The organism is Legionella steelei (assembly GCF_001468005.1).
Lineage (GTDB): Bacteria > Pseudomonadota > Gammaproteobacteria > Legionellales > Legionellaceae > Legionella > Legionella steelei.
Window position 1 is genome coordinate 2,320,049 of sequence record NZ_LNYY01000019.1, and the last position, 18,268, is coordinate 2,338,316.

Sequence of the window (18,268 nt, forward strand, 5' to 3'; positions counted from 1 at the left end):
GGGCTAATGTTAACGTCTGTTGAGGAAAGAAAGCTTGCAATAGTTGGGTTGGGTTATGTTGGCTTACCTTTAGCGGTTGAGTTTGGTAAAGTGCGCTCAGTAATGGGGTTTGACATCAATGCCAACAGAATTAATGAGCTTAAAACGGGACATGATTCTACATTAGAGGTAAGTGGTTCAGAGCTGCATGAAGCGAAACATTTATACTTAACAGCAAACTCAGAAGAAATTGCATTTTGTGATACTTATATCATTACCGTACCAACACCTATAGATCAGCACAAACGACCTGATTTTTTGCCGTTGATCAAAGCCAGTGAACTGATTGGCAGCCTATTACAGCCTGGAGATATCGTTATTTATGAATCAACGGTTTATCCGGGGGCTATTGAAGAAGTTTGTGTGCCAGTTCTTGAACGAGTATCTGGGTTGACGTTTAATAAGGATTTTTATGCAGGCTATAGCCCTGAGCGGGTAAATCCTGGCGATAAGCTTCATCGCGTGACTACCATCATGAAAGTAACCTCCGGCTCAACCCCTGAGGTCGCAGATATTGTTGATGCTTTATACAAGCAAATTATTGTTGCGGGAACATATAAAGTTGAAAGTATTCAAGTTGCAGAAGCTGCAAAGGTTATTGAAAATACGCAACGAGATTTGAATATTGCATTGATTAATGAGTTGGCGATTATTTTCAATAAATTAGGTATCGATACACAAGCGGTACTGAAAGCAGCTGAAACGAAATGGAATTTTCTACCGTTTCGTCCTGGTTTAGTGGGCGGGCATTGTATTGGTGTCGATCCTTATTATTTAACTCATAAAGCAGAAGCAATTGGTTATCATCCAGAAATTATTCTTGCTGGACGGCGTCTCAATGATGCAATGGGCACTTATGTGGTGTCGCAGCTTGTTAAAACAATGATAAAAAAACGGATACATGTCGAGGGTTCCAGAATTCTCGTGATGGGGTTCACTTTTAAAGAAAATTGCCCTGATATAAGGAATACACGTGTTATTGATGTGATTAATGAACTAAAAGCTTATAATGTGGCTGTAGATATATATGATCCATGGGCTTCCTCTGCAGATGTTGCGCATGAATATGGACTCACTTTGATTGAACACCCTCCTATGCAGTCTTACGACGGGATTATTCTCTCGGTTGCTCATGAGCAGTTTAAAGAATTAGGAGTTGAGGCCATTCGGTTGTTTGGTAAAACTCAGCATATTCTTTATGACTTGAAGTATTTATTCCCTGCTGATGCAAGTGATTTGCGTTTATGATAGGTGTGTTTTCGATGGTATCACTTTACTCATCTAAGAGTGAGGCAAAGTGAGATGTACGTTATGTTAAATTGATTGATTAAATCAGCGGCTAAATAGAAATGAATAAAAAAATTTTAGTTTTAGGTGCATCAGGTATGCTGGGTAATGCAATCTACAGATACCTATCTGAGCAACCCAATTTGAGCGTTTTTGGGACGATACGAAATTCTAGTAATCTGAAGTATTTTGCAGATAACTTACGCGAGTATCTGTTTCCCAATGTTGATGTGTTACATCAAGATGATTTAATCCATCTGCTTAAAGAATTAAAACCGGATGTAATCATTAATTGTGTTGGTATTATTAAGCAGTTATCTGAATCAAAAGATCCATTAGTGGTTTTACCCATTAATTCGATGTTACCTCATCGATTGGCCCATCTTGCTGATTTAATCAATGCACGAGTTATCCATATTAGTACAGACTGTGTGTTTGCAGGAGCAAAAGGATTATACACAGAAGATGATGATTGCGATGCGAGCGATTTATATGGTGTCTCTAAACGAATTGGTGAGTTGTGCGACTATCAAAATGCCATAACACTGCGCACATCAATTATTGGACGTGAATTAAATACGAATTATGCATTGGTTGATTGGTTTCTTAGCCAGCAACAGTCGATCAAAGGTTATAAACAAGCCATATTTTCAGGGTTACCAACGGTCGAATTAGCTCGGATTATCAATGATTATGTGCTTCCTAATGCGCAACTGTCAGGTTTGTACCATGTATCATCAGCACCTATTGATAAATATTCTTTATTGAAATTGGTCGCTGAAGTCTATGGCAAGGAAATTGATATTATACCTGATGAAGATTTTAAAATTAATCGGTCACTTAATTCGGATCGTTTTAAACAGATAACAGGTTATGAACCACCTTCGTGGCCAGAGCTTGTTTTAAAAATGAAAAACTTTAAATAGGACATGTATTATGTTTGATGGGAAAACATTACTAATAACTGGAGGTACAGGCTCCTTCGGTGAAACAGTTCTCAAACGATTTTTGAAAACGGCAGTTAAAGAAATTCGAATTTTTAGTCGAGATGAAAAGAAGCAAGAAGATTTGCGTCTCGCATTAAATGATGACAAGGTTAAATTCTATATTGGTGATGTGCGTGATTATAATAGCGCGTTTCAAGCAACTATAGGCGTTGATTGTATTTTTCATGCGGCTGCTTTAAAACAAGTTCCTTCGTGTGAGTTTTACCCATTGGAAGCGGTAAAAACTAATATTTTAGGTACAGAGAATATTTTGAATGCCGCAATCGCCAACCAAGTGCAAAAAGTGGTTGTGCTAAGTACTGATAAGGCGGTTTACCCGGTAAATGCCATGGGGATGTCAAAAGCACTTGCGGAGAAAATTGTTATTGCTAAATCGCGAGTAATACCCAAATCTGGTCCAACGCTATGTATCACTCGCTATGGCAATGTGATGGCTTCACGAGGCTCAGTGATCCCCCTATTTATTGATCAAATAAAAAAAGGTGAGCAAATAACAATTACTGATCCATCGATGACTCGCTTTTTGATGACATTAGAGGATTCAGTTGATTTAGTGTTGCACGCATTTGAACATGGTAATCAGGGAGATATTTTTATTCAAAAAGCGCCTGCATCAACTATTGCCGATTTAGCACAAGCGCTTCAGGAGTTGCTAAATGGCTCAAGTGAAATTAAGGTCATCGGCACTCGCCACGGCGAAAAGTTATATGAATCTTTAATTTCCCGCGAGGAAATGGCTAAAGCTGAGGAAATGAAACGGTATTATCGAATACCAGCTGATAATCGTGATTTAAATTACAAAAAATACTTTGTTGAGGGTGAGACTAAAATCACGCTATATGATGATTACACCTCCCATAATACGGATCGTCTCTCAATTCCTGCAATAAAAGATTTACTATTTCAGGTGGATTACGTTAGAAATGAGTTAGGACTTTAATCTTCACTTGATAAAGTGTGAGCTTGATCCGAATGAATCAAATGATGGCTGCCAGTTTAAGTGATTGTTTGATGCTTCGGATCGACGTTTTGTACAATATAAAAAAGTAAGTTTTTTCATTACCCATCTTGATTATCAACAATCATTAAACGAGAACCATTCAATTTCAATTCTGAAGAATTGATAAATAATCTAATCTGAAAAATAAGTTGCAGAAAGCTCGAGATAAGTATTGAAAACCCTAAACCAATTGCACCGAGTGCAAAGAATTTAACTAATACAAACGTGGCGACGATATAAGTTACAGCATAAAAAAAGGCTGCAGAAAAATTCAACCATGCTTTACCTGAAGACCATAAAACTTGACTCATTACCAGAGCAAATGATGCAACATAACCGCATAAACTTATCAATAATAAAACATTGCCATATTGTGCAAAATCAGCGTCATAAATAAGCAATATCTGCTCCTTTAATAGCAATACCATAAGCAAGATGGATAATCCTGTTACTGCATTAGCAGCAAAAATTTTCATAATTGCATGCACAAAAGCGCGATCGTTTCGACCTTTTTCTTTCACTAAAAAGGGTATTGTAAAATTTGCAACAGATGAAGGAATGAAGTTTAAAATGACATGCCACTGAAAAAACGCAGTAAAAACAGCAAGATTACGTACTCCTTCACTTCCTGAGGTGGCTAATACAGTCAAACAAACCCAATGCACGGGACCACCCAGGGCCATTGCGCCCCAAGTAGGGACCGTAAATGTTTTAATAATATGATAAACCTTGGATATATCTATAAATTTTACATTTAATGTGACAATATCCTTGTGAATTGTAATGTAATAGGACAGGGTTGCAAAAAATAACCCTATAGTTAAGCCAACGCACATTCCTACTACGCCATAGGACTTAGCAAAAAATAATCCTAAAACAACGCTTAAGATAGAGCCTATTCCACCAATCAAAGCTGCAGCTATGTTTTTTTCAAAACAATTAAGTATTGCATTAAGTACGGTATTTTGTAATGTAAAAAAGGGGATTAAGCTTGCCCATTTTAATAGGATTAAAACAGAGTTATCTTTGCTCAACCAAACGCTGACAAAGGAACAGAACATAAAAATAAATAAAAGAAGACAAGAAACTGCAAACGAGCATTTTATTAATTCCCCAGTCAGTTTACATATTTTAAGATTATCTTCCTGCTCTTTAATGGACACATAGCGATTAGCCGTTGTGGCGAGCCCCTCACCTAAAAAGCTGGTTAAAGTCACGCTGGTCGCATAGATAAATGCAAAAGAACCGAATTCATCAATATTCATAATTCGGGCGGCAATGATCATCATAATAAAAACGGCGATTTTTTGAATTACAGTAGAACCGAATATAATAAATAGTCGGTGCATATTTCTATTCCTTAAACTGTTTGCTAATTGTTGAAAATTGATCAAAATAAAAAACCTAGGCCGTAATAATTTCGATTACATTAATTTATCTGCGCATCTATTACACGTAGTATTTTGCGCTTAGAGATTATAAACTATTTATAAATTTTTTGGTTATAAATATAACATCACCAAGTTAATTTCTTTAGAATTTTCATTATGAATTTGCTTGTAATACCCAACTATTCTAAGTACTTATTTTCCATTATTGCTCAGGTGTTTTCCCCATGATTGATTGAGGTTTTAGGCTTTGGATGATATATTGTTCGCGGCTAATGTTTGTTAATCGCTGACTAATAAATGATATGGTATTTTAAACAATGTTGATAAATGATGACAAAAAAAGCTCGCCAATAGGAACGGTAATTATTTTTTTTGTTCTTATTTGTTTATATTACTGTGGAATTTTATTATGTAATTTTACTTTTGATAATGACTCACTCATTGAACTGTTAGTTATTACTTCTGCGCTTTCAGCCATCCTAATTGCAAGAGCCAGTTACAATATTATTTTTTTTTCGCGACTGGGCTTGTTGTTTTTAGTGGGTGTTTATCCCGTTACAATTAAACTGATTGACCCCGAATATTTTTTTTCTGTTTTTGAATTTAAAACGCAAAGTCTTGAAATCACAACATTGATGTATGGCTTAACCTTAATCGCATTACCATCTGCTTTTATTGGGTGGTTAATAGGGCAAAAGCTGTTTCATTTTGCAAAACGGCCAGTTGCTAATCTTAATCTGGATTATTATAGGTTCTTTTTTTATGCAAGTGGAGTTGCTGTACTTTATTTTGGTCATATGATTGCCGTAAGTTCAGGAGGAACCATTTTTAATATAGCTTATGGTGAGAGTACTTCGGGCACACCATTGTTGGGGACTGCAGCGGCGACAGGGGGTGTTGCGCTGTCAATTATGTTTTATTGTGCTCTTGTATTAGGCGAGAGGAAATATTTAGCATTATTTGCAATGGCTGTTTTCTATTTATTAATTTGGTGTCAATTTATACGTGGGCTTAGACAAGAGTGTATTGGTACCAGTTTTTCTATTTTTATCATTTATCTCATGTTTCATCATAAAAAAATTGGCTGGAGAGCCATCTATTTTATTTATATGATACCCCTGTATTTATTTCTCGAATTATGGGGTTTGGTCAGAACTGGATTGCATTTATATCTGAGTGGGGAAACAGGAGTTTCTGATGTGATCAATATGGGACTCGGAAATGCTGCAATAATGGACCATGTGGTCTATTCAGGCACTTTGGGGCCTATCACCACTACTTTTGCAAATACAGTGTATCTCGTCGAAAACGGGTTGATTTCATTTTTGGATGGATCTGGATTTGTTGATTATATATGGAGAACATTGCCCTCGTTTCTATATCCAGAAAGACCTCAGGATTTAGCTTATATATTTCAGGATTACGGTCTATCATCGGGTGGTGGTTTTTTTGAGCTTGCCGAAGCGTATTTAAATTTCGGGATGTGGGGGGCGGCTCTTGTTCCCTTGTGTATTTCTTTAGTTATTTCCTGTGTTTATACCTATGCAAAAAATGGTGCAAGTTTGTATCGTTTTTTTGCTCTTTCTGCCCTATTATGCGTGTGGTTACGTGGGGCGTGGTATCAAACTTTTGCTTATTACAAGTCATTTATTTCTGCTACGCTTCTGTTTCTGATACTTAGTTTTATATGTGCGCTATATATGATGGTGAAATTTCCTACTAAGAGGCTGAAGCAATTTAGTTCCTAAGCCTTTAAAATTAAAGGCTATGTTGGAATTCGTTTTTTATGGAAATTATTTTTTTCTGACCATCGTGAATATTGCTGGCAGAAATTATATGAGGAATATATGTGTGGTTTAATAGGGGCACTTTCTTGGAACGATTTTTTAGGTGAGACTGTAACTCGAAAAGAAAATGCGCTAAAAGCATTAAACTTAATTGAGTCTCGAGGACCCGATGCAAAAGAAATTTGGCAAGATGGACACGCTGATTTAGGTCACGTTCGCTTGGCAATTATTGATTTGTCTTTATTAGCAGGCCAGCCAATGGTTTCGGCATGCTCACGTTATGTCATTGTGTTCAACGGCGAAGTTTATAATTTCTTAGACATAAAAAATGAAATTGGCACGGAATATGAGTGGAAGACTGATTCTGATACCGAAGTCATTTTAGCAGCCTTCATTAAATTTGGTGTTGATTGTTTGCAAAAATTTCATGGGATGTTTGCATTCGCTATCTGGGATAAAGTAGATAAAAAGTTATTTGTGGCACGTGATCGTATGGGGGTTAAACCGCTTTATTTTCATGCCTCAGAGCAATTATTTATTTTTGCTTCAAGACCACGAGCAATATTTCAATTGGTACCCAACTTAAGTAAAGAGATTGATCGTCAAGGATTACGATATTATTTAGAGTCTGGTTACTTGCCTGCCCCTCATAGCTATTACGCGGCAATTAAAAAATTAGAACCAGCTCATTATATGTGGGTTGATGAATTTGGTGCGGAAACATTTTGTTATTGGAGTTTGAATAATATTCCAACCGAATTAACAACAGATGATAAGCATGAGTCGGAACTTCTTGATGAACTGGATGCGCTGATTAATAAATCGGTCCAGTTACGGATGGTCAGTAATGTCCCTGTCGGTGCTTTTTTATCTGGTGGGATTGATAGTTCTTTAGTTGTTGCCTACATGAAAAAAAATGCGAACAGCCCAGTCAAGACATTTACTATTGGGTTTGATGATGAGCACTTTGATGAGAGCAATGATGCTGAATTGGTTGCAAACCATCTTGGCACTGAGCATGTCTGTAAAAGATTAACGCCTAATGATTTATTAGCATTGATGCCTAAATATTTGCAGGAATTTGACGAACCTTTTTTTGATTACTCGGCTTTTCCAGTTATGGCTGTGTCGCAATTAGCGCGCAACGATGTCACTGTAAGTCTTTCTGGGGATGGTGGTGATGAAGCATTTGGTGGATATCATTATTATCGCATAATAAAAATCTTGAGCCGAATACAACGTTGGCCACAATCGATACGAAAGGCATTAGCTGCGGGATTTGCTCTGATCCCTGCAAATAAAGCAAAATTGTTTGCCCGTGCATTAAAATCAAATGGTGATGTGGACTCATTTGCATTTATTCGCAGTGTGATAAAAGATTTTTCAGGAATTATGCAGCCGCAATTTCGCGCAGAAACGAAGTCTTTTTCATCGTTATTGGAGGCAAAAGCCCAATCTATGCATGAGGATGTAGGGATTGTAGAAAAATCGATGCGTTTGGATATGGCTTATACATTGCCTGATGATTATTTACAGAAAGTCGATGTGGCGAGTATGGCTTTTTCACTTGAAGCTAGAGAACCATTGTTAGATCATACTATTTTGGAATGGGCGGCTAAACTGCCATTAAAATGGAAAATTAGAAAAAATGTTAATAAATATCTTTTGCGGCAATTAGCGTACCGTTATGTTCCGCGTAAAATTTTAGATCGCCCAAAGAAAGGATTTGGCGTCCCTATGGCTTCCTGGTTACGTAATGAGCTGCGACCTTGGGCTGAATCTCTTTTGGCTGATAAAGCAACGATGGATTATCTTGGTTTAGATAGTCAGTATATTGCTAATATTTGGGAAAAGCATAAAGCCGGTAAATGGCAGGCACAAAGTTGTTTATGGACAATTTTGATATTATTACAATTTCATCAGACGGAACATAATGAACATATTAATTAATGCATATTCTGCGCGTCTTGGTGGTGGACAAACCTATTTAAAAAATTTATTGGATAATTTACCGTCTCATCCTGATTTAAAAATTTATCTTTATGTTCCAGACTCCTTGGTGTTGCCTGCGAGTACTGCAATTACACGCTTAACAACACGTTGGCCAACCCAAAATCCATTATTGCGCGCGGTTTGGGAAAAGTTTGTGTTACCTTTGACTCTAAAAAAGTTGAACATTGATGTATTCTTTTGTCCTGGAGGCGTTGTCGGTACGCGAGCCCCCAAACAGTGTAAAACAATTACCATGTTCAGAAACATGATTCCTTTTGACGAGGGAGTGTACAAAAAAATTCCCTATGGCCTGCAACGCCTCAGAAATTGGATGTTAGCTCGTGTCATGCTAAAGTCCATGACTGCAGCTGATCTTGTCATTTTTATTTCAAATTATGCGCGCACCGTCATTGAGAAACAAACTGTATTAAAAAAAGCGGTAACTATACCTCATGGAATTCCAGCACATTTTCGTCAGTCTAAAGAAGGATTATCAAGACCTAAATTTTTACCAGAAAATAATTATATCCTTTATGTATCAAAGTTTGATTTTTATAAGCATCAATATGAGGTGGTAAACGCCTATGCAAAATTGCCCGAAGACTACCGCAAACAATATTCGTTGGTGTTGGTGGGCGGCGTTGATGCTATTGAGTATCCTCGAGTTTTGGAGCTTATTAAAGAAAAATCGTTGAGCGAGCAAGTACACATACTTGGCTCTGTACCTTATGAGGAGCTTCCAGCCGTTTATCGATTTGCCTATATTAATATTTTTGCCTCTTCTTGTGAAAATTGCCCTAATATTCTTTTGGAGGCAATGAGTGCAGGACGTCCAGTTCTATCCTCAAATGTAATGCCCATGCCTGAATTCGGCGGAGAGTCCGTTATTTATTTCTCACCATACTCTGCTGATGATTTGTATGAAAAAATGATTTCTTTATTATCCAATGAACAACTTGTTCATGATTATTCGACAATGGTTGCTCAACAAAGTTTATTATTTGATTTCCCAAAGACAGCAATTAAAACTTGGAGCGAAATTTATAACTTATTCCCAATAAATCAGGTAGCACATGAACATTGCCTTGGTTAGCCAATATTTTTGGCCAGAATCATTCATTATTAATGATCTTGTTAAAGAGTTGACCGAGCAAGGTCATTCTGTATTTGTCCTGACAGGAAAACCCAATTATCCTTCTGGAACAATTTTTTCCGGGTATACCCAACACTCTTGTATGACAGAAGAATATATACCTGGAGTTGAGGTGTTTCGCGCTCCATTACGCCCTCGCGGAATGAAAGGTGCGAAGAGTTTGTTTTTGAATTATTTTTCATTTGCTTATAACGGGATTAAGTTTTTTCCCAAAGCAGTCAAAGGCAAACCTTTGGATGTGATTTTATTTTATGGTCCATCACCAATAACCTCAGCAATTCCCGCAATCTTTTTAAAATGGAAAACTAAAGCACATCTAGCTCTTTGGGTACAAGATTTGTGGCCAGAAAGTTTAAAGGCCACTGGGTATTTGACGAATAGTTTACTTTTGAAAACGGTAGAATGGATCGTTCGTGGGATTTACTTTTGCTCAGATACATTATTGGTTCAATCTAAAAGTTTTATACCTAAGGTGAGTCGTCTGGCAAAGAAAAACAAAATAATCTACTACCCGAATTCTTTTCCTCTGAATGCGAATGAGCCTTTAACCACAACACCTCTTCCGCAAGAGCTGTTAACCTTGTTAGAAAACTATTCTTGTTTTGTTTTTGCCGGCAACTTAGGTACGGCACAAGCTTTAGATACATTACTAGATGCGGCTAAAAGCTTAAGCCATTTAGAAAATTTTAGACTAGTTCTGGTCGGAAGCGGCAGCCAATCCGAGCATATTGAGCGACGCATTAAAGAAGAGGGAATAACGCACGCAGTATTAGCGGGACGGTACCCTATGGAGGTTATGCCGTTGATTTTTAAGCGTGCAGCAGCATTAATTGCTAGTTTAACCAATGAAGAAATATTTTCATATACAATTCCAAGTAAGATACAAGCTTATTTGGCTGCCAGTCGTCCAATTATTGCTGCGTTAAACGGCGAAGGTGCGGAGGTTATCAATGACGCTGGCGCAGGTTTTACTTGTGCTGCTGAAGATGCATCTGGACTCATGCATTGTATTGAGAAAATATACCATATGTCAGAAGAGCAGCGAAACGAAATGGGCTTATCTGGGCACGCTTATTTTATGCAGCACTTTGAAATGTCGGCACAGACGAAAAAGCTAGTTGAGCTGTTAAATCAGCGTTTAAGTAAAAAAATTTATGCAGAGCAACTGGTTAAAAACAGTGAGTGCGAATGAACAAGATGTTCATGCAATGGCCTTAACCATGTGTAGCTAGCTTGCTGGCACCGGGGGGATTATTCACCGTTTGATCCTGGTTGCAAGCAACCAGGCTATGATGGTTCAAAGATTTAGGGTGAAGATGTATCAATTTAGCAATTTAGCGCTGCAATTTTTTCTTTAAATCGGCCAATACTCGACTTCCGGTACAAAACATCGCTACCTTCAATTCATATTCTATCGTTTGCATACATAAACTGACTTGTGCTGATGACTCTAAAGCTGCTTCGAGCATCGGTTTTGCATAACCTACGGTTGATGCTCCTAAAGCAAAAAGTTTTGCTGCATTTAAGCCGTTAAGCACACCGCCTGAGCCCCAAATTTCAAAAGATGGTTTGAGTTCCGCTGCATGGCGTACTGATGTTGCGGTATCAATTCCCCAATTCTGAAAAGTAATGGCTGCTTGTTGTCGAATTGGATCATGAGTTGCTCTATGCCCTTCAATGCGTCCCCAATGGGTGCCACCTAAGCCTCCCACATCAATCGCTGCAATACCAATCTCATTGAGACGCATCATTGTTTCACGTGAAAAACCACAGCCGGTTTCTTTAATGATAATGGGTAAAGGAAGATTTTTAACCACATCAGCCAAAGCCTGCCAGCAGCCTTTATAGTGTGTTGTCCCTTCGGGCTGCATGCATTCTTGTAAGGGATTGCAGTGGATAATTAATGCATTAGCTTGTAATACATCAGTTAAGCGTTGGATATCGCTCAAGGGATTAGTGATTAATTGCGCTATCCCTAAGTTACTGTACAAGCTGACTTCAGGAAAGTCACGGCGTAAATGTTGCCATTCAAAAGCAGCTTTGGGATCAGTGAGTTCACGTCTTTGTGAGCCAACACCCATTGCCCAACCGTTCAACGCACATGCCTCAATCAGGTTGTGATTAATGTGCTTTGCACGCCGATGGCCTGCGGTCATGGAGCTGATAAGAAAGGGCTTTTCTACTTCTTGGCCAAGCCGGGAACTTTTGATACTTATTTCATCAAAATTTAAATCGGGGAGGGCATCATGTACTAAATGGATGCTATCGAACGTACTGAGCTCTGCAGTTTGATTGTCAGGCATTAAAGCCAATTTGATGTGATCTTGCTTACGCTGTTCAAACTGCTCGTAGTGATTCGTCATGGATTATGCCTGTTTTACAATTGACTTAACGTTTGGTGCATTGCGATGGCCGCATTGGCCACATCGACTCCCTTATGTCCACCTTTTCCACCTAATCTATCCCATGCTTGCTCTTCGTTATCTGTAGTAAGTACACCAAAAATAACAGGAATATTATATTCCAATGAGACCTGTAAACATCCTTGGCTTACCATATTGCAAACTAGATCATAATGACTGGTTTCGCCACGAATTACTGCACCTAGGGTGATAATTGATTGTACCTTTTTTTGCATAGCGATACGTTTTGTGATTAACGGTATTTCTACGGCTCCGGGTACTTCAAATGAATTAATGTCATGTCCGTTAAAGCCACGCTTCAGAAGTTGTGATATTGCTCCTTCTTGCAGCGCTTTGGTGACCTGACGATTAAAAATACTGGTGATGATCGCAATGGGGAAAGAACTTACTATGGTGTCTTCTGCGGCCGCTGTAATTTGCATAATCTGGCTCTCTTATTTCTTGCTGTTTGTAGTAATTTGTGCAATTTACCTTTTTATGTCTATATTTTCCACTTATTTTGCTTTGTGAAGATTCTATTTATGTGAAATAATTTATCTTAGAAATAACAGTTGAAACCTACTATACAAGCTAAAGGTAGCAAATCTGCCGGATTTTTTGTTTTTATGCCTGAAAACCTAATCGCTTCAATCACGAGGAAACACTTATGAGCGCTGCGCGAATAATTATCGGAATTACTGGTGCATCAGGTATGATTTATGGAGTACGTCTTTTAGAACTACTACGACCCACTGCTATTGAAACGCACTTGATTGTCAGTAAGTCAGCACAATTGACACGTAAGTACGAAACCAATTTATCTCTTACTGAATTGAAAGCATTAGCGGATGTCTATCATTCATGGAACGATGTGGGGGCAAGTATTGCTAGTGGCTCTTTTCAAACATTGGGAATGATTGTTGCCCCATGCTCGATGAAAACTTTGGCGGAGATTGCTCATGGAACCAGTGATAATCTAATTGGTCGTGCAGCCGATGTGACCCTAAAAGAGCGTAGAAAGTTAGTACTTATGCCTCGCGAATCACCATTGCATTTAGGGCATTTGCAAAACATGGTCTCACTGACACAACAAGGTGCAATCATTTGTCCTGCAATGCCTGCGTTCTATACCAAACCAGAAACAATTGACGATATTATCAATTACAGCGTAGGAAGAATACTTGATCTTTTTGATCTCGATGTAGGTATTGTTGCGCGTTGGCAGGGTTAAAGTATTATTGCCATAAATTCTGCGTTCGCGTAGAGAGCAGGCTGGGCAGTTAAGACCAGCAATTTTTGAATCTTATTTTTTGAAAAAAACTTTGGAAGTTGTGTTGTTACGCTGGGCTTAACAGCCCAGCCTATTTCTTCGGGTGTACTTTGACCTAGGATATTTTATTTTTTGCACTAGCCTTTCGTATTAAGCTCAACCCAATCGGCATAAGTCGCTATAAATTTTTCTAGGAACTTTCGGGTGTCTTCTTTGGCAATATTCCCTTGCGCGTCAAATAAATCTCCCGCCATACCAATGTATGTTTCTGGTTGCTGCAAGGTTGGTATGTCTAAGAAGACAAATGATTGTCTTAAATGGTGGTTTGCTCCAAAACCCCCAATAGCTCCAGGGGAAACACTCATGACGGCGCCTGGCAGTTTGCTCCAAATACTTTTGCCATAAGGTCGAGAACCTACGTCGATTGCATTTTTAAGTACACCGGGAACAGAACGATTGTATTCTGGAGTGACAAATAAAACTCCTTGATATGTTTTCATTTGCTCGCGAAATTGAATCCAGGCAGCTGGAGGTCGGTTTTCGTCATCGAGATCCTGGTTATATAGTGGCAAATCACCAATTTCGATAATGTGTAGATCGAGAGATTTAGGTGCAAGAGAAATAAGTACTTTTGCCATTTTTCTATTGTAGGACTCTTTGCGCAAACTTCCAACGATGACTGCAATTTTTTTACTCATGCTACAACTCCTTGTGTATTTCAGAATGGCGTTCGTGATTAGACCCCAAGCAAAATCCGAGGTTATGAATAGGTCTATTGTATAATTGCTATAACCTTCCAGTCATTCAGAATAGTATCCTGCACAAACCAGATGGTCAGCAATATCGGTCAGACGCAATGCGCTTAATCGAGAAAATATTGTATTGGGAATTTTTACAAAGAAAAACCCCCTATCCACAAAAATATTGTCATATTTAAGCAAATAGGGGGTTTAAGAAATGATTTAGACTACTTCAACTTCTTCAGCTTGAGGACCTTTTTGTCCGTTGCTTGGCTTGAACATTACTGTTGCACCTTCAGCAAGAGTTTTAAACCCTGTGCCAAGAATTGCACTGAAATGTACAAAATAATCTTTACCGCCACTTTCTAAAAAACCGAAACCTTTGGACTCATTAAACCACTTTACTGTACCACGAATTTTATCTGACATGTTAATTTCCTAAATTGTTACCAGGACATTGTAGCATTATTTATATTAATTGTGCTGTTTTTTATTAAATATTTTTAATTTTTTTTACATTTAATGCAAAAACAACAAATAATGCTTCGCCATCATAGAGCATTTTGATTAAAAATTCTAATACTTTACGATCTTTTAGCCGTTTTCATTTAAAAGCAGGCAGAATGGCGCTAAAAACTTTATAAGGAGGGCTTTTCGGGAGTTTCAATGAGCTCAAGCCCATCTTCTTTTTTGAGAAAAGTAAAAATGATCCCTGAAAAAAAAGTCAGGATTCCAAGCATGAGAAACGTATCATGGAATATTTGGATGGATAAAACATGATTCACAGAATATTTATAAATGAAAAAATTCAGTAAGATTGCTGAAACGGCAACACCAAAACTTTGAGCTAATTGTTGGGTTGTGCTCATGATGCTGGTGGCCGCACTCATATCGTTTTCTGTAATGTTTGCATAGGCGAGTGAATTCATACCAGTATATTGTAATGCGATTAAGAACCCATAAACAAAAGTCAAAAAGGCAATGCCGTATACAGACGAATGCTGGTTGATGGTGAAAAAGGACCAAAGAGAAATGCTGACTAAGATCGTATTTAAAATTAATAAATTTTTATAACCAAACCAGCGCAGTATATATAAAGATAAAGGTTTTACTAAGAAAACACCTAAAGCGATGGGGGCGAGCAATAGGCCAGATAGACTAGGTGTATAGCCCAAAGCAATTTGTAATAGTAGTGGCAATAAAAAAGGAACGCCTCCAAAACTGAGACGGGATAATAAATTGCCCGCAACTGAAATAAAAAATGTACGCGTATGTAAGAGTTCTACCTTAACTATAGGGTGCTTTCTTTTATAGGAGTGTTTGGTATAGCCGCCCAATAAAAGGAGCGCGATAAGGAGTACAGTACCGATTTGCGCTGTCGTTACATTCGATTCGCTAACCATCGATAAACCGAAGGTTAGGGTGGCCAAGCCAATACCAAAAAGAATAAAGCCCACTTTATCCAGTGGAGGAACTGGGCGTGGAGGCATGTACGGTAACAATTTACTTGATAAGCCTACCGCAAGTATGCCTACGGGAATATTAACCCAAAAAATCCAACGCCAGGAAAAATGATAGGTAATAATTCCTCCTAATAAAGGTCCAAGCATCATCCCTAATGAGGCAACCATGACCACAATACTCATTTTGGCGATTAATTCATGTCGCTCACACGTTCGTAAAATAATGAGTCGACCAATGGGCATAGTTAATGAGCCACCTAAGCCCTGAACAATACGAGCGCAAATTAACTCCGATAGGTTATTTGTAAACCCGCACCAAATAGAACTCAAAGTAAACACCGAGATGGCTGTAATAAAAACAATTTTCATGCCAAATTTATCGGCGATCCAACCACTAATGGGAATAAAAATTGCTAAACTCAAAAGATAGCTAATCAACGCTAATTTCAAATCCACTGGATTGACATCTAAACTCTGCGCCATCACGGGAATTGCTGTATTGATAATCGTAGTATCCACTGCCTCCATAAACATGGCAAAAGAAACAATGAACAGAATGATATTTTTTTTCATGGGTTCAGTATATCAATGGAGATAAAATCTGCATATAGGATTAATTATAAGATCGTAGCCCGGGTTTCGCTGCGCCGCAGGCTACAACTACAATTAAAGCGCAAATTACGATTCACTTAGCAAATTCTTTAATCCTGCCAAATGGGATTTGGCCAAACTTTTGGATTGCTCTTCAGTGCGTTCGACGTTTTTACCAAACCATTCTAAATGTTCGGAGGGCAGCTCCTCTAAAAATCTGCTTGGCAAACAATCTTGCAACTCACCCGCTCGGCGTCTTTGTTTGGCTAGGGTAAAACATAATCCTTTTTGTGCTCGTGTAATCCCGACATAGGCCAAACGTCTTTCTTCTTCAATATGATCCTCATCGATGCTTACTCGATGTGGTAATAACTCTTCTTCCATTCCAACTAAATAAACATAAGGAAACTCTAGCCCTTTTGATGCATGTAAGGTCATAAGTTGTAAGGTTTCATTATCCTGCTCATCGGCCTGCTCCAGAATGTCGATCAAAATTAATTTGTTGATGACTTCGGCCAAAGTTTGTTCTGGATTTTTAGTTAATAACCGTCCTACCCATTCCAACAATTCCCAGACATTCTCCATCTTTTTCTGTGCTTTTGCGGGAGTATCACATTGTTCATAAATATAGGCTTCATAACCACTGTCTTCGATCAGTTGCTTTAAAAGTTCCAGCGTCGATCCATTAGTCAATTGCTTTTTGATTTCCTCTATCCAGGATTTAAAAGTAAGCAGGGCCGCACGAGGTTTTTCGGCAATATACTCACTTAGTGCAAGGTGGTCTGCTGCCGTGTAAAGGCTAACTCCCCGGCCTTGTGCATAATGCCCTAAAGCATCAAGACTGGATTCTCCTATGCCGCGTTTGGGGGTGTTAATCACTCTTAAAAAAGCGGCATCATCTGCCTCATTACACAGTAATTTCAAGTAAGCGAACGCATCTTTGACTTCTGCTTTAGCAAACCACGACTGACCGCCGCTGATGTTATAAGGAATACCATAATGGCGTAGCACTTTTTCAAATATGCGTGATTGATGATTACCGCGGTATAAAATGGCGTAATCGCCATACTCTGTTCTTGCGCGTAGCTTATGACTAATTAAATCAGTTACTACTTGTTCTGCTTCATCGTTTTCATCTTTACAACGGATAACACGTAATAGCTCACCATGACCAAACTCGCTCCATAATTTTTTTTCAAACAAATGCTGATTGTTGGCAATAAGATGATTGGCGGTATGCAAAATAATGTTGGTTGAACGGTAATTTTGTTCTAACTTAATTATTTTCAATTGCGGGTAGTCTTGCTGTAACTGTTGCAAATTTTCCGGTTTGGCACCCCGCCAAGCGTATATGGATTGGTCGTCATCGCCTACTACAGTAAAACGGGCTTGGATTCCGGTTAATTTTTTTACCAAAAGATATTGGCTGGTGTTTGAGTCTTGGTATTCATCAACCAATAAGTGACGTATTTTGTTTTGCCAATATTCAGATACGGAAGGATGTTCGTTTAAGAGACTGACGGGAAGACGGATTAAATCATCAAAATCGACGGCATTGTATGCTTTTAGTGCTTGTTGATAACGCGGATACAGCAGGGCCGCCTCTTCATGATACGGCGCATCAGATGCAAGTGTAACGACTTGCTCCGGTGTTAGGCAATCATTTTTCCAACGCGAAATTCGTTGTTGGATTTGGAGAATAAATTCGCGTTCAGTTGCTTTATTGGTAGGTAAAAAACCCCGTAAGATTTGTAAACAGTCTTCACTGTCGAAAATAGAAAATCCTTTTTTCAGATTACATAAAGCAAGATCGCGCTTAATCATGCTTAAACCTAAAGTATGGAAGGTTGCTACTTTTAAACCGCGGCGGTTTGCTGCTGGCAGAACAGCGGCAACGCGAGCACGCATTTCATTGGCTGCTTTGTTGGTAAAAGTTACTGCACACACTGTATTTGCGGCATAGCCGCAGGTATTAATTAAATAGCCTATTTTTTGCGTTATGACTCGTGTTTTACCGCTTCCAGCTCCAGCAAGAACTAATAAAGGTCCATCGATATAATGTACTGCTGCCATTTGTTGGCTATTTAACATCTTAATGATTTCTCACTCAAAAAAAGAGCGATTATTGCCCGCTTGGCATATGTGA

At 38.5% G+C, this 18,268-nt stretch carries 15 protein-coding genes; 8 read left to right on the forward strand and 7 right to left on the reverse strand.

The window, feature by feature from the left end:
* Window positions 1-6 precede the first annotated feature (6 nt).
* From tviB to Lste_RS14255, 3 genes are all read left to right on the forward strand, one after another.
* Window positions 7-1,287 (forward strand): Vi polysaccharide biosynthesis UDP-N-acetylglucosamine C-6 dehydrogenase TviB, encoded by a 1,281-nt coding sequence (tviB, locus tag Lste_RS14245; protein ID WP_058511578.1) that lies wholly within the window; start codon window positions 7-9, stop codon window positions 1,285-1,287.
* 101 nt (window positions 1,288-1,388) lie between these two features.
* The gene (locus Lste_RS14250; RefSeq protein ID WP_058511579.1) at window positions 1,389-2,252 is read left to right on the forward strand and encodes a dTDP-4-dehydrorhamnose reductase family protein; all 864 of its coding nucleotides are present in this window, start codon (window positions 1,389-1,391) and stop codon (window positions 2,250-2,252) included.
* 10 nt (window positions 2,253-2,262) lie between these two features.
* The gene (locus tag Lste_RS14255) at window positions 2,263-3,273 is read left to right on the forward strand and encodes a polysaccharide biosynthesis protein (RefSeq protein WP_058511580.1); all 1,011 of its coding nucleotides are present in this window, start codon (window positions 2,263-2,265) and stop codon (window positions 3,271-3,273) included.
* Window positions 3,274-3,392: 119 nt separating this feature from the next.
* Here Lste_RS14255 and Lste_RS14260 read toward each other — a convergent pair whose 3' ends face one another.
* Window positions 3,393-4,682 (reverse strand): oligosaccharide flippase family protein, encoded by a 1,290-nt coding sequence (locus tag Lste_RS14260; RefSeq protein WP_058511581.1) that lies wholly within the window; start codon window positions 4,680-4,682, stop codon window positions 3,393-3,395.
* Between the two features lie 359 nt (window positions 4,683-5,041).
* Between Lste_RS14260 and wzy the strand changes: the two genes are divergently transcribed.
* From wzy to Lste_RS14280, 4 genes are all read left to right on the forward strand, one after another.
* Window positions 5,042-6,472 (forward strand): O-antigen polysaccharide polymerase Wzy, encoded by a 1,431-nt coding sequence (gene wzy, locus Lste_RS14265; RefSeq protein WP_058511582.1) that lies wholly within the window; start codon window positions 5,042-5,044, stop codon window positions 6,470-6,472.
* A gap of 99 nt (window positions 6,473-6,571) precedes the next feature.
* A complete protein-coding gene (asnB, locus tag Lste_RS14270) occupies window positions 6,572-8,461 on the forward strand; it encodes an asparagine synthase (glutamine-hydrolyzing) (RefSeq protein WP_058511583.1) in 1,890 nt (629 codons plus the stop codon).
* Window positions 8,445-9,596 carry a glycosyltransferase family 4 protein gene (locus tag Lste_RS14275; protein WP_058511584.1) on the forward strand — a complete coding sequence of 384 codons (1,152 nt, stop codon included), beginning with the start codon at window positions 8,445-8,447 and terminating at the stop codon, window positions 9,594-9,596. The genes asnB and Lste_RS14275 overlap by 17 nt, the downstream gene beginning before the upstream one ends.
* Window positions 9,577-10,848, forward strand: coding sequence for a glycosyltransferase family 4 protein (locus tag Lste_RS14280; protein ID WP_058511585.1), 1,272 nt, complete (start codon window positions 9,577-9,579; stop codon window positions 10,846-10,848). Before Lste_RS14275 ends, Lste_RS14280 begins: the two co-directional genes overlap by 20 nt.
* Before the next feature lie 142 nt (window positions 10,849-10,990).
* On the opposite strand, the gene fni is transcribed toward Lste_RS14280, so the two are convergent.
* Window positions 10,991-12,019 (reverse strand): type 2 isopentenyl-diphosphate Delta-isomerase, encoded by a 1,029-nt coding sequence (gene fni / locus Lste_RS14285; RefSeq protein WP_058511586.1) that lies wholly within the window; start codon window positions 12,017-12,019, stop codon window positions 10,991-10,993.
* A gap of 14 nt (window positions 12,020-12,033) precedes the next feature.
* Window positions 12,034-12,501, reverse strand: coding sequence for a 6,7-dimethyl-8-ribityllumazine synthase (gene ribH, locus Lste_RS14290; protein WP_058511587.1), 468 nt, complete (start codon window positions 12,499-12,501; stop codon window positions 12,034-12,036).
* Window positions 12,502-12,725: 224 nt separating this feature from the next.
* On the opposite strand from ribH, the gene Lste_RS14295 reads away from it, so the two are divergent.
* Entirely contained in the window at window positions 12,726-13,289 is a 564-nt protein-coding gene (locus Lste_RS14295; protein WP_058511588.1) for a UbiX family flavin prenyltransferase, read from the forward strand.
* Window positions 13,290-13,465: 176 nt separating this feature from the next.
* Here Lste_RS14295 and Lste_RS14300 read toward each other — a convergent pair whose 3' ends face one another.
* The 4 genes from Lste_RS14300 to Lste_RS14315 all read right to left on the reverse strand — a co-directional run bounded on the left by Lste_RS14300 (window position 13,466) and on the right by Lste_RS14315 (window position 18,213).
* Window positions 13,466-14,026, reverse strand: coding sequence for an NADPH-dependent FMN reductase (locus Lste_RS14300; RefSeq protein ID WP_058511589.1), 561 nt, complete (start codon window positions 14,024-14,026; stop codon window positions 13,466-13,468).
* 264 nt (window positions 14,027-14,290) lie between these two features.
* The gene (locus Lste_RS14305; protein ID WP_010652353.1) at window positions 14,291-14,497 is read right to left on the reverse strand and encodes a cold-shock protein; all 207 of its coding nucleotides are present in this window, start codon (window positions 14,495-14,497) and stop codon (window positions 14,291-14,293) included.
* A 209-nt stretch (window positions 14,498-14,706) separates the two neighbouring features.
* On the reverse strand, window positions 14,707-16,104 hold the full coding sequence (locus Lste_RS14310; RefSeq protein ID WP_058511590.1) for a DHA2 family efflux MFS transporter permease subunit: 1,398 nt from the start codon (window positions 16,102-16,104) through the stop codon (window positions 14,707-14,709).
* A 105-nt stretch (window positions 16,105-16,209) separates the two neighbouring features.
* On the reverse strand, window positions 16,210-18,213 hold the full coding sequence (locus Lste_RS14315) for a UvrD-helicase domain-containing protein (RefSeq protein WP_058511591.1): 2,004 nt from the start codon (window positions 18,211-18,213) through the stop codon (window positions 16,210-16,212).
* Window positions 18,214-18,268 lie beyond the last annotated feature (55 nt).

Bases quoted from the DNA above. Each gene is read 5' to 3' on its own strand.
- wzy (WP_058511582.1), top strand. From the start codon at position 5,042: ATGTTGATAAATGATGACAAAAAAAGCTCGCCAATAGGAACGGTAATT.
- Lste_RS14300 (WP_058511589.1), bottom strand. From the start codon at position 14,026: ATGAGTAAAAAAATTGCAGTCATCGTTGGAAGTTTGCGCAAAGAGTCC.
- fni (WP_058511586.1), bottom strand. From the start codon at position 12,019: ATGACGAATCACTACGAGCAGTTTGAACAGCGTAAGCAAGATCACATC.
- Lste_RS14275 (WP_058511584.1), top strand. From the start codon at position 8,445: ATGAACATATTAATTAATGCATATTCTGCGCGTCTTGGTGGTGGACAA.
- Lste_RS14305 (WP_010652353.1), bottom strand. From the start codon at position 14,497: ATGTCAGATAAAATTCGTGGTACAGTAAAGTGGTTTAATGAGTCCAAA.
- Lste_RS14310 (WP_058511590.1), bottom strand. From the start codon at position 16,104: ATGAAAAAAAATATCATTCTGTTCATTGTTTCTTTTGCCATGTTTATG.
- Lste_RS14250 (WP_058511579.1), top strand. From the start codon at position 1,389: ATGAATAAAAAAATTTTAGTTTTAGGTGCATCAGGTATGCTGGGTAAT.
- tviB (WP_058511578.1), top strand. From the start codon at position 7: ATGTTAACGTCTGTTGAGGAAAGAAAGCTTGCAATAGTTGGGTTGGGT.
- Lste_RS14315 (WP_058511591.1), bottom strand. From the start codon at position 18,213: ATGTTAAATAGCCAACAAATGGCAGCAGTACATTATATCGATGGACCT.
- Lste_RS14295 (WP_058511588.1), top strand. From the start codon at position 12,726: ATGAGCGCTGCGCGAATAATTATCGGAATTACTGGTGCATCAGGTATG.
- asnB (WP_058511583.1), top strand. From the start codon at position 6,572: ATGTGTGGTTTAATAGGGGCACTTTCTTGGAACGATTTTTTAGGTGAG.
- ribH (WP_058511587.1), bottom strand. From the start codon at position 12,501: ATGCAAATTACAGCGGCCGCAGAAGACACCATAGTAAGTTCTTTCCCC.
- Lste_RS14280 (WP_058511585.1), top strand. From the start codon at position 9,577: ATGAACATTGCCTTGGTTAGCCAATATTTTTGGCCAGAATCATTCATT.
- Lste_RS14255 (WP_058511580.1), top strand. From the start codon at position 2,263: ATGTTTGATGGGAAAACATTACTAATAACTGGAGGTACAGGCTCCTTC.
- Lste_RS14260 (WP_058511581.1), bottom strand. From the start codon at position 4,682: ATGCACCGACTATTTATTATATTCGGTTCTACTGTAATTCAAAAAATC.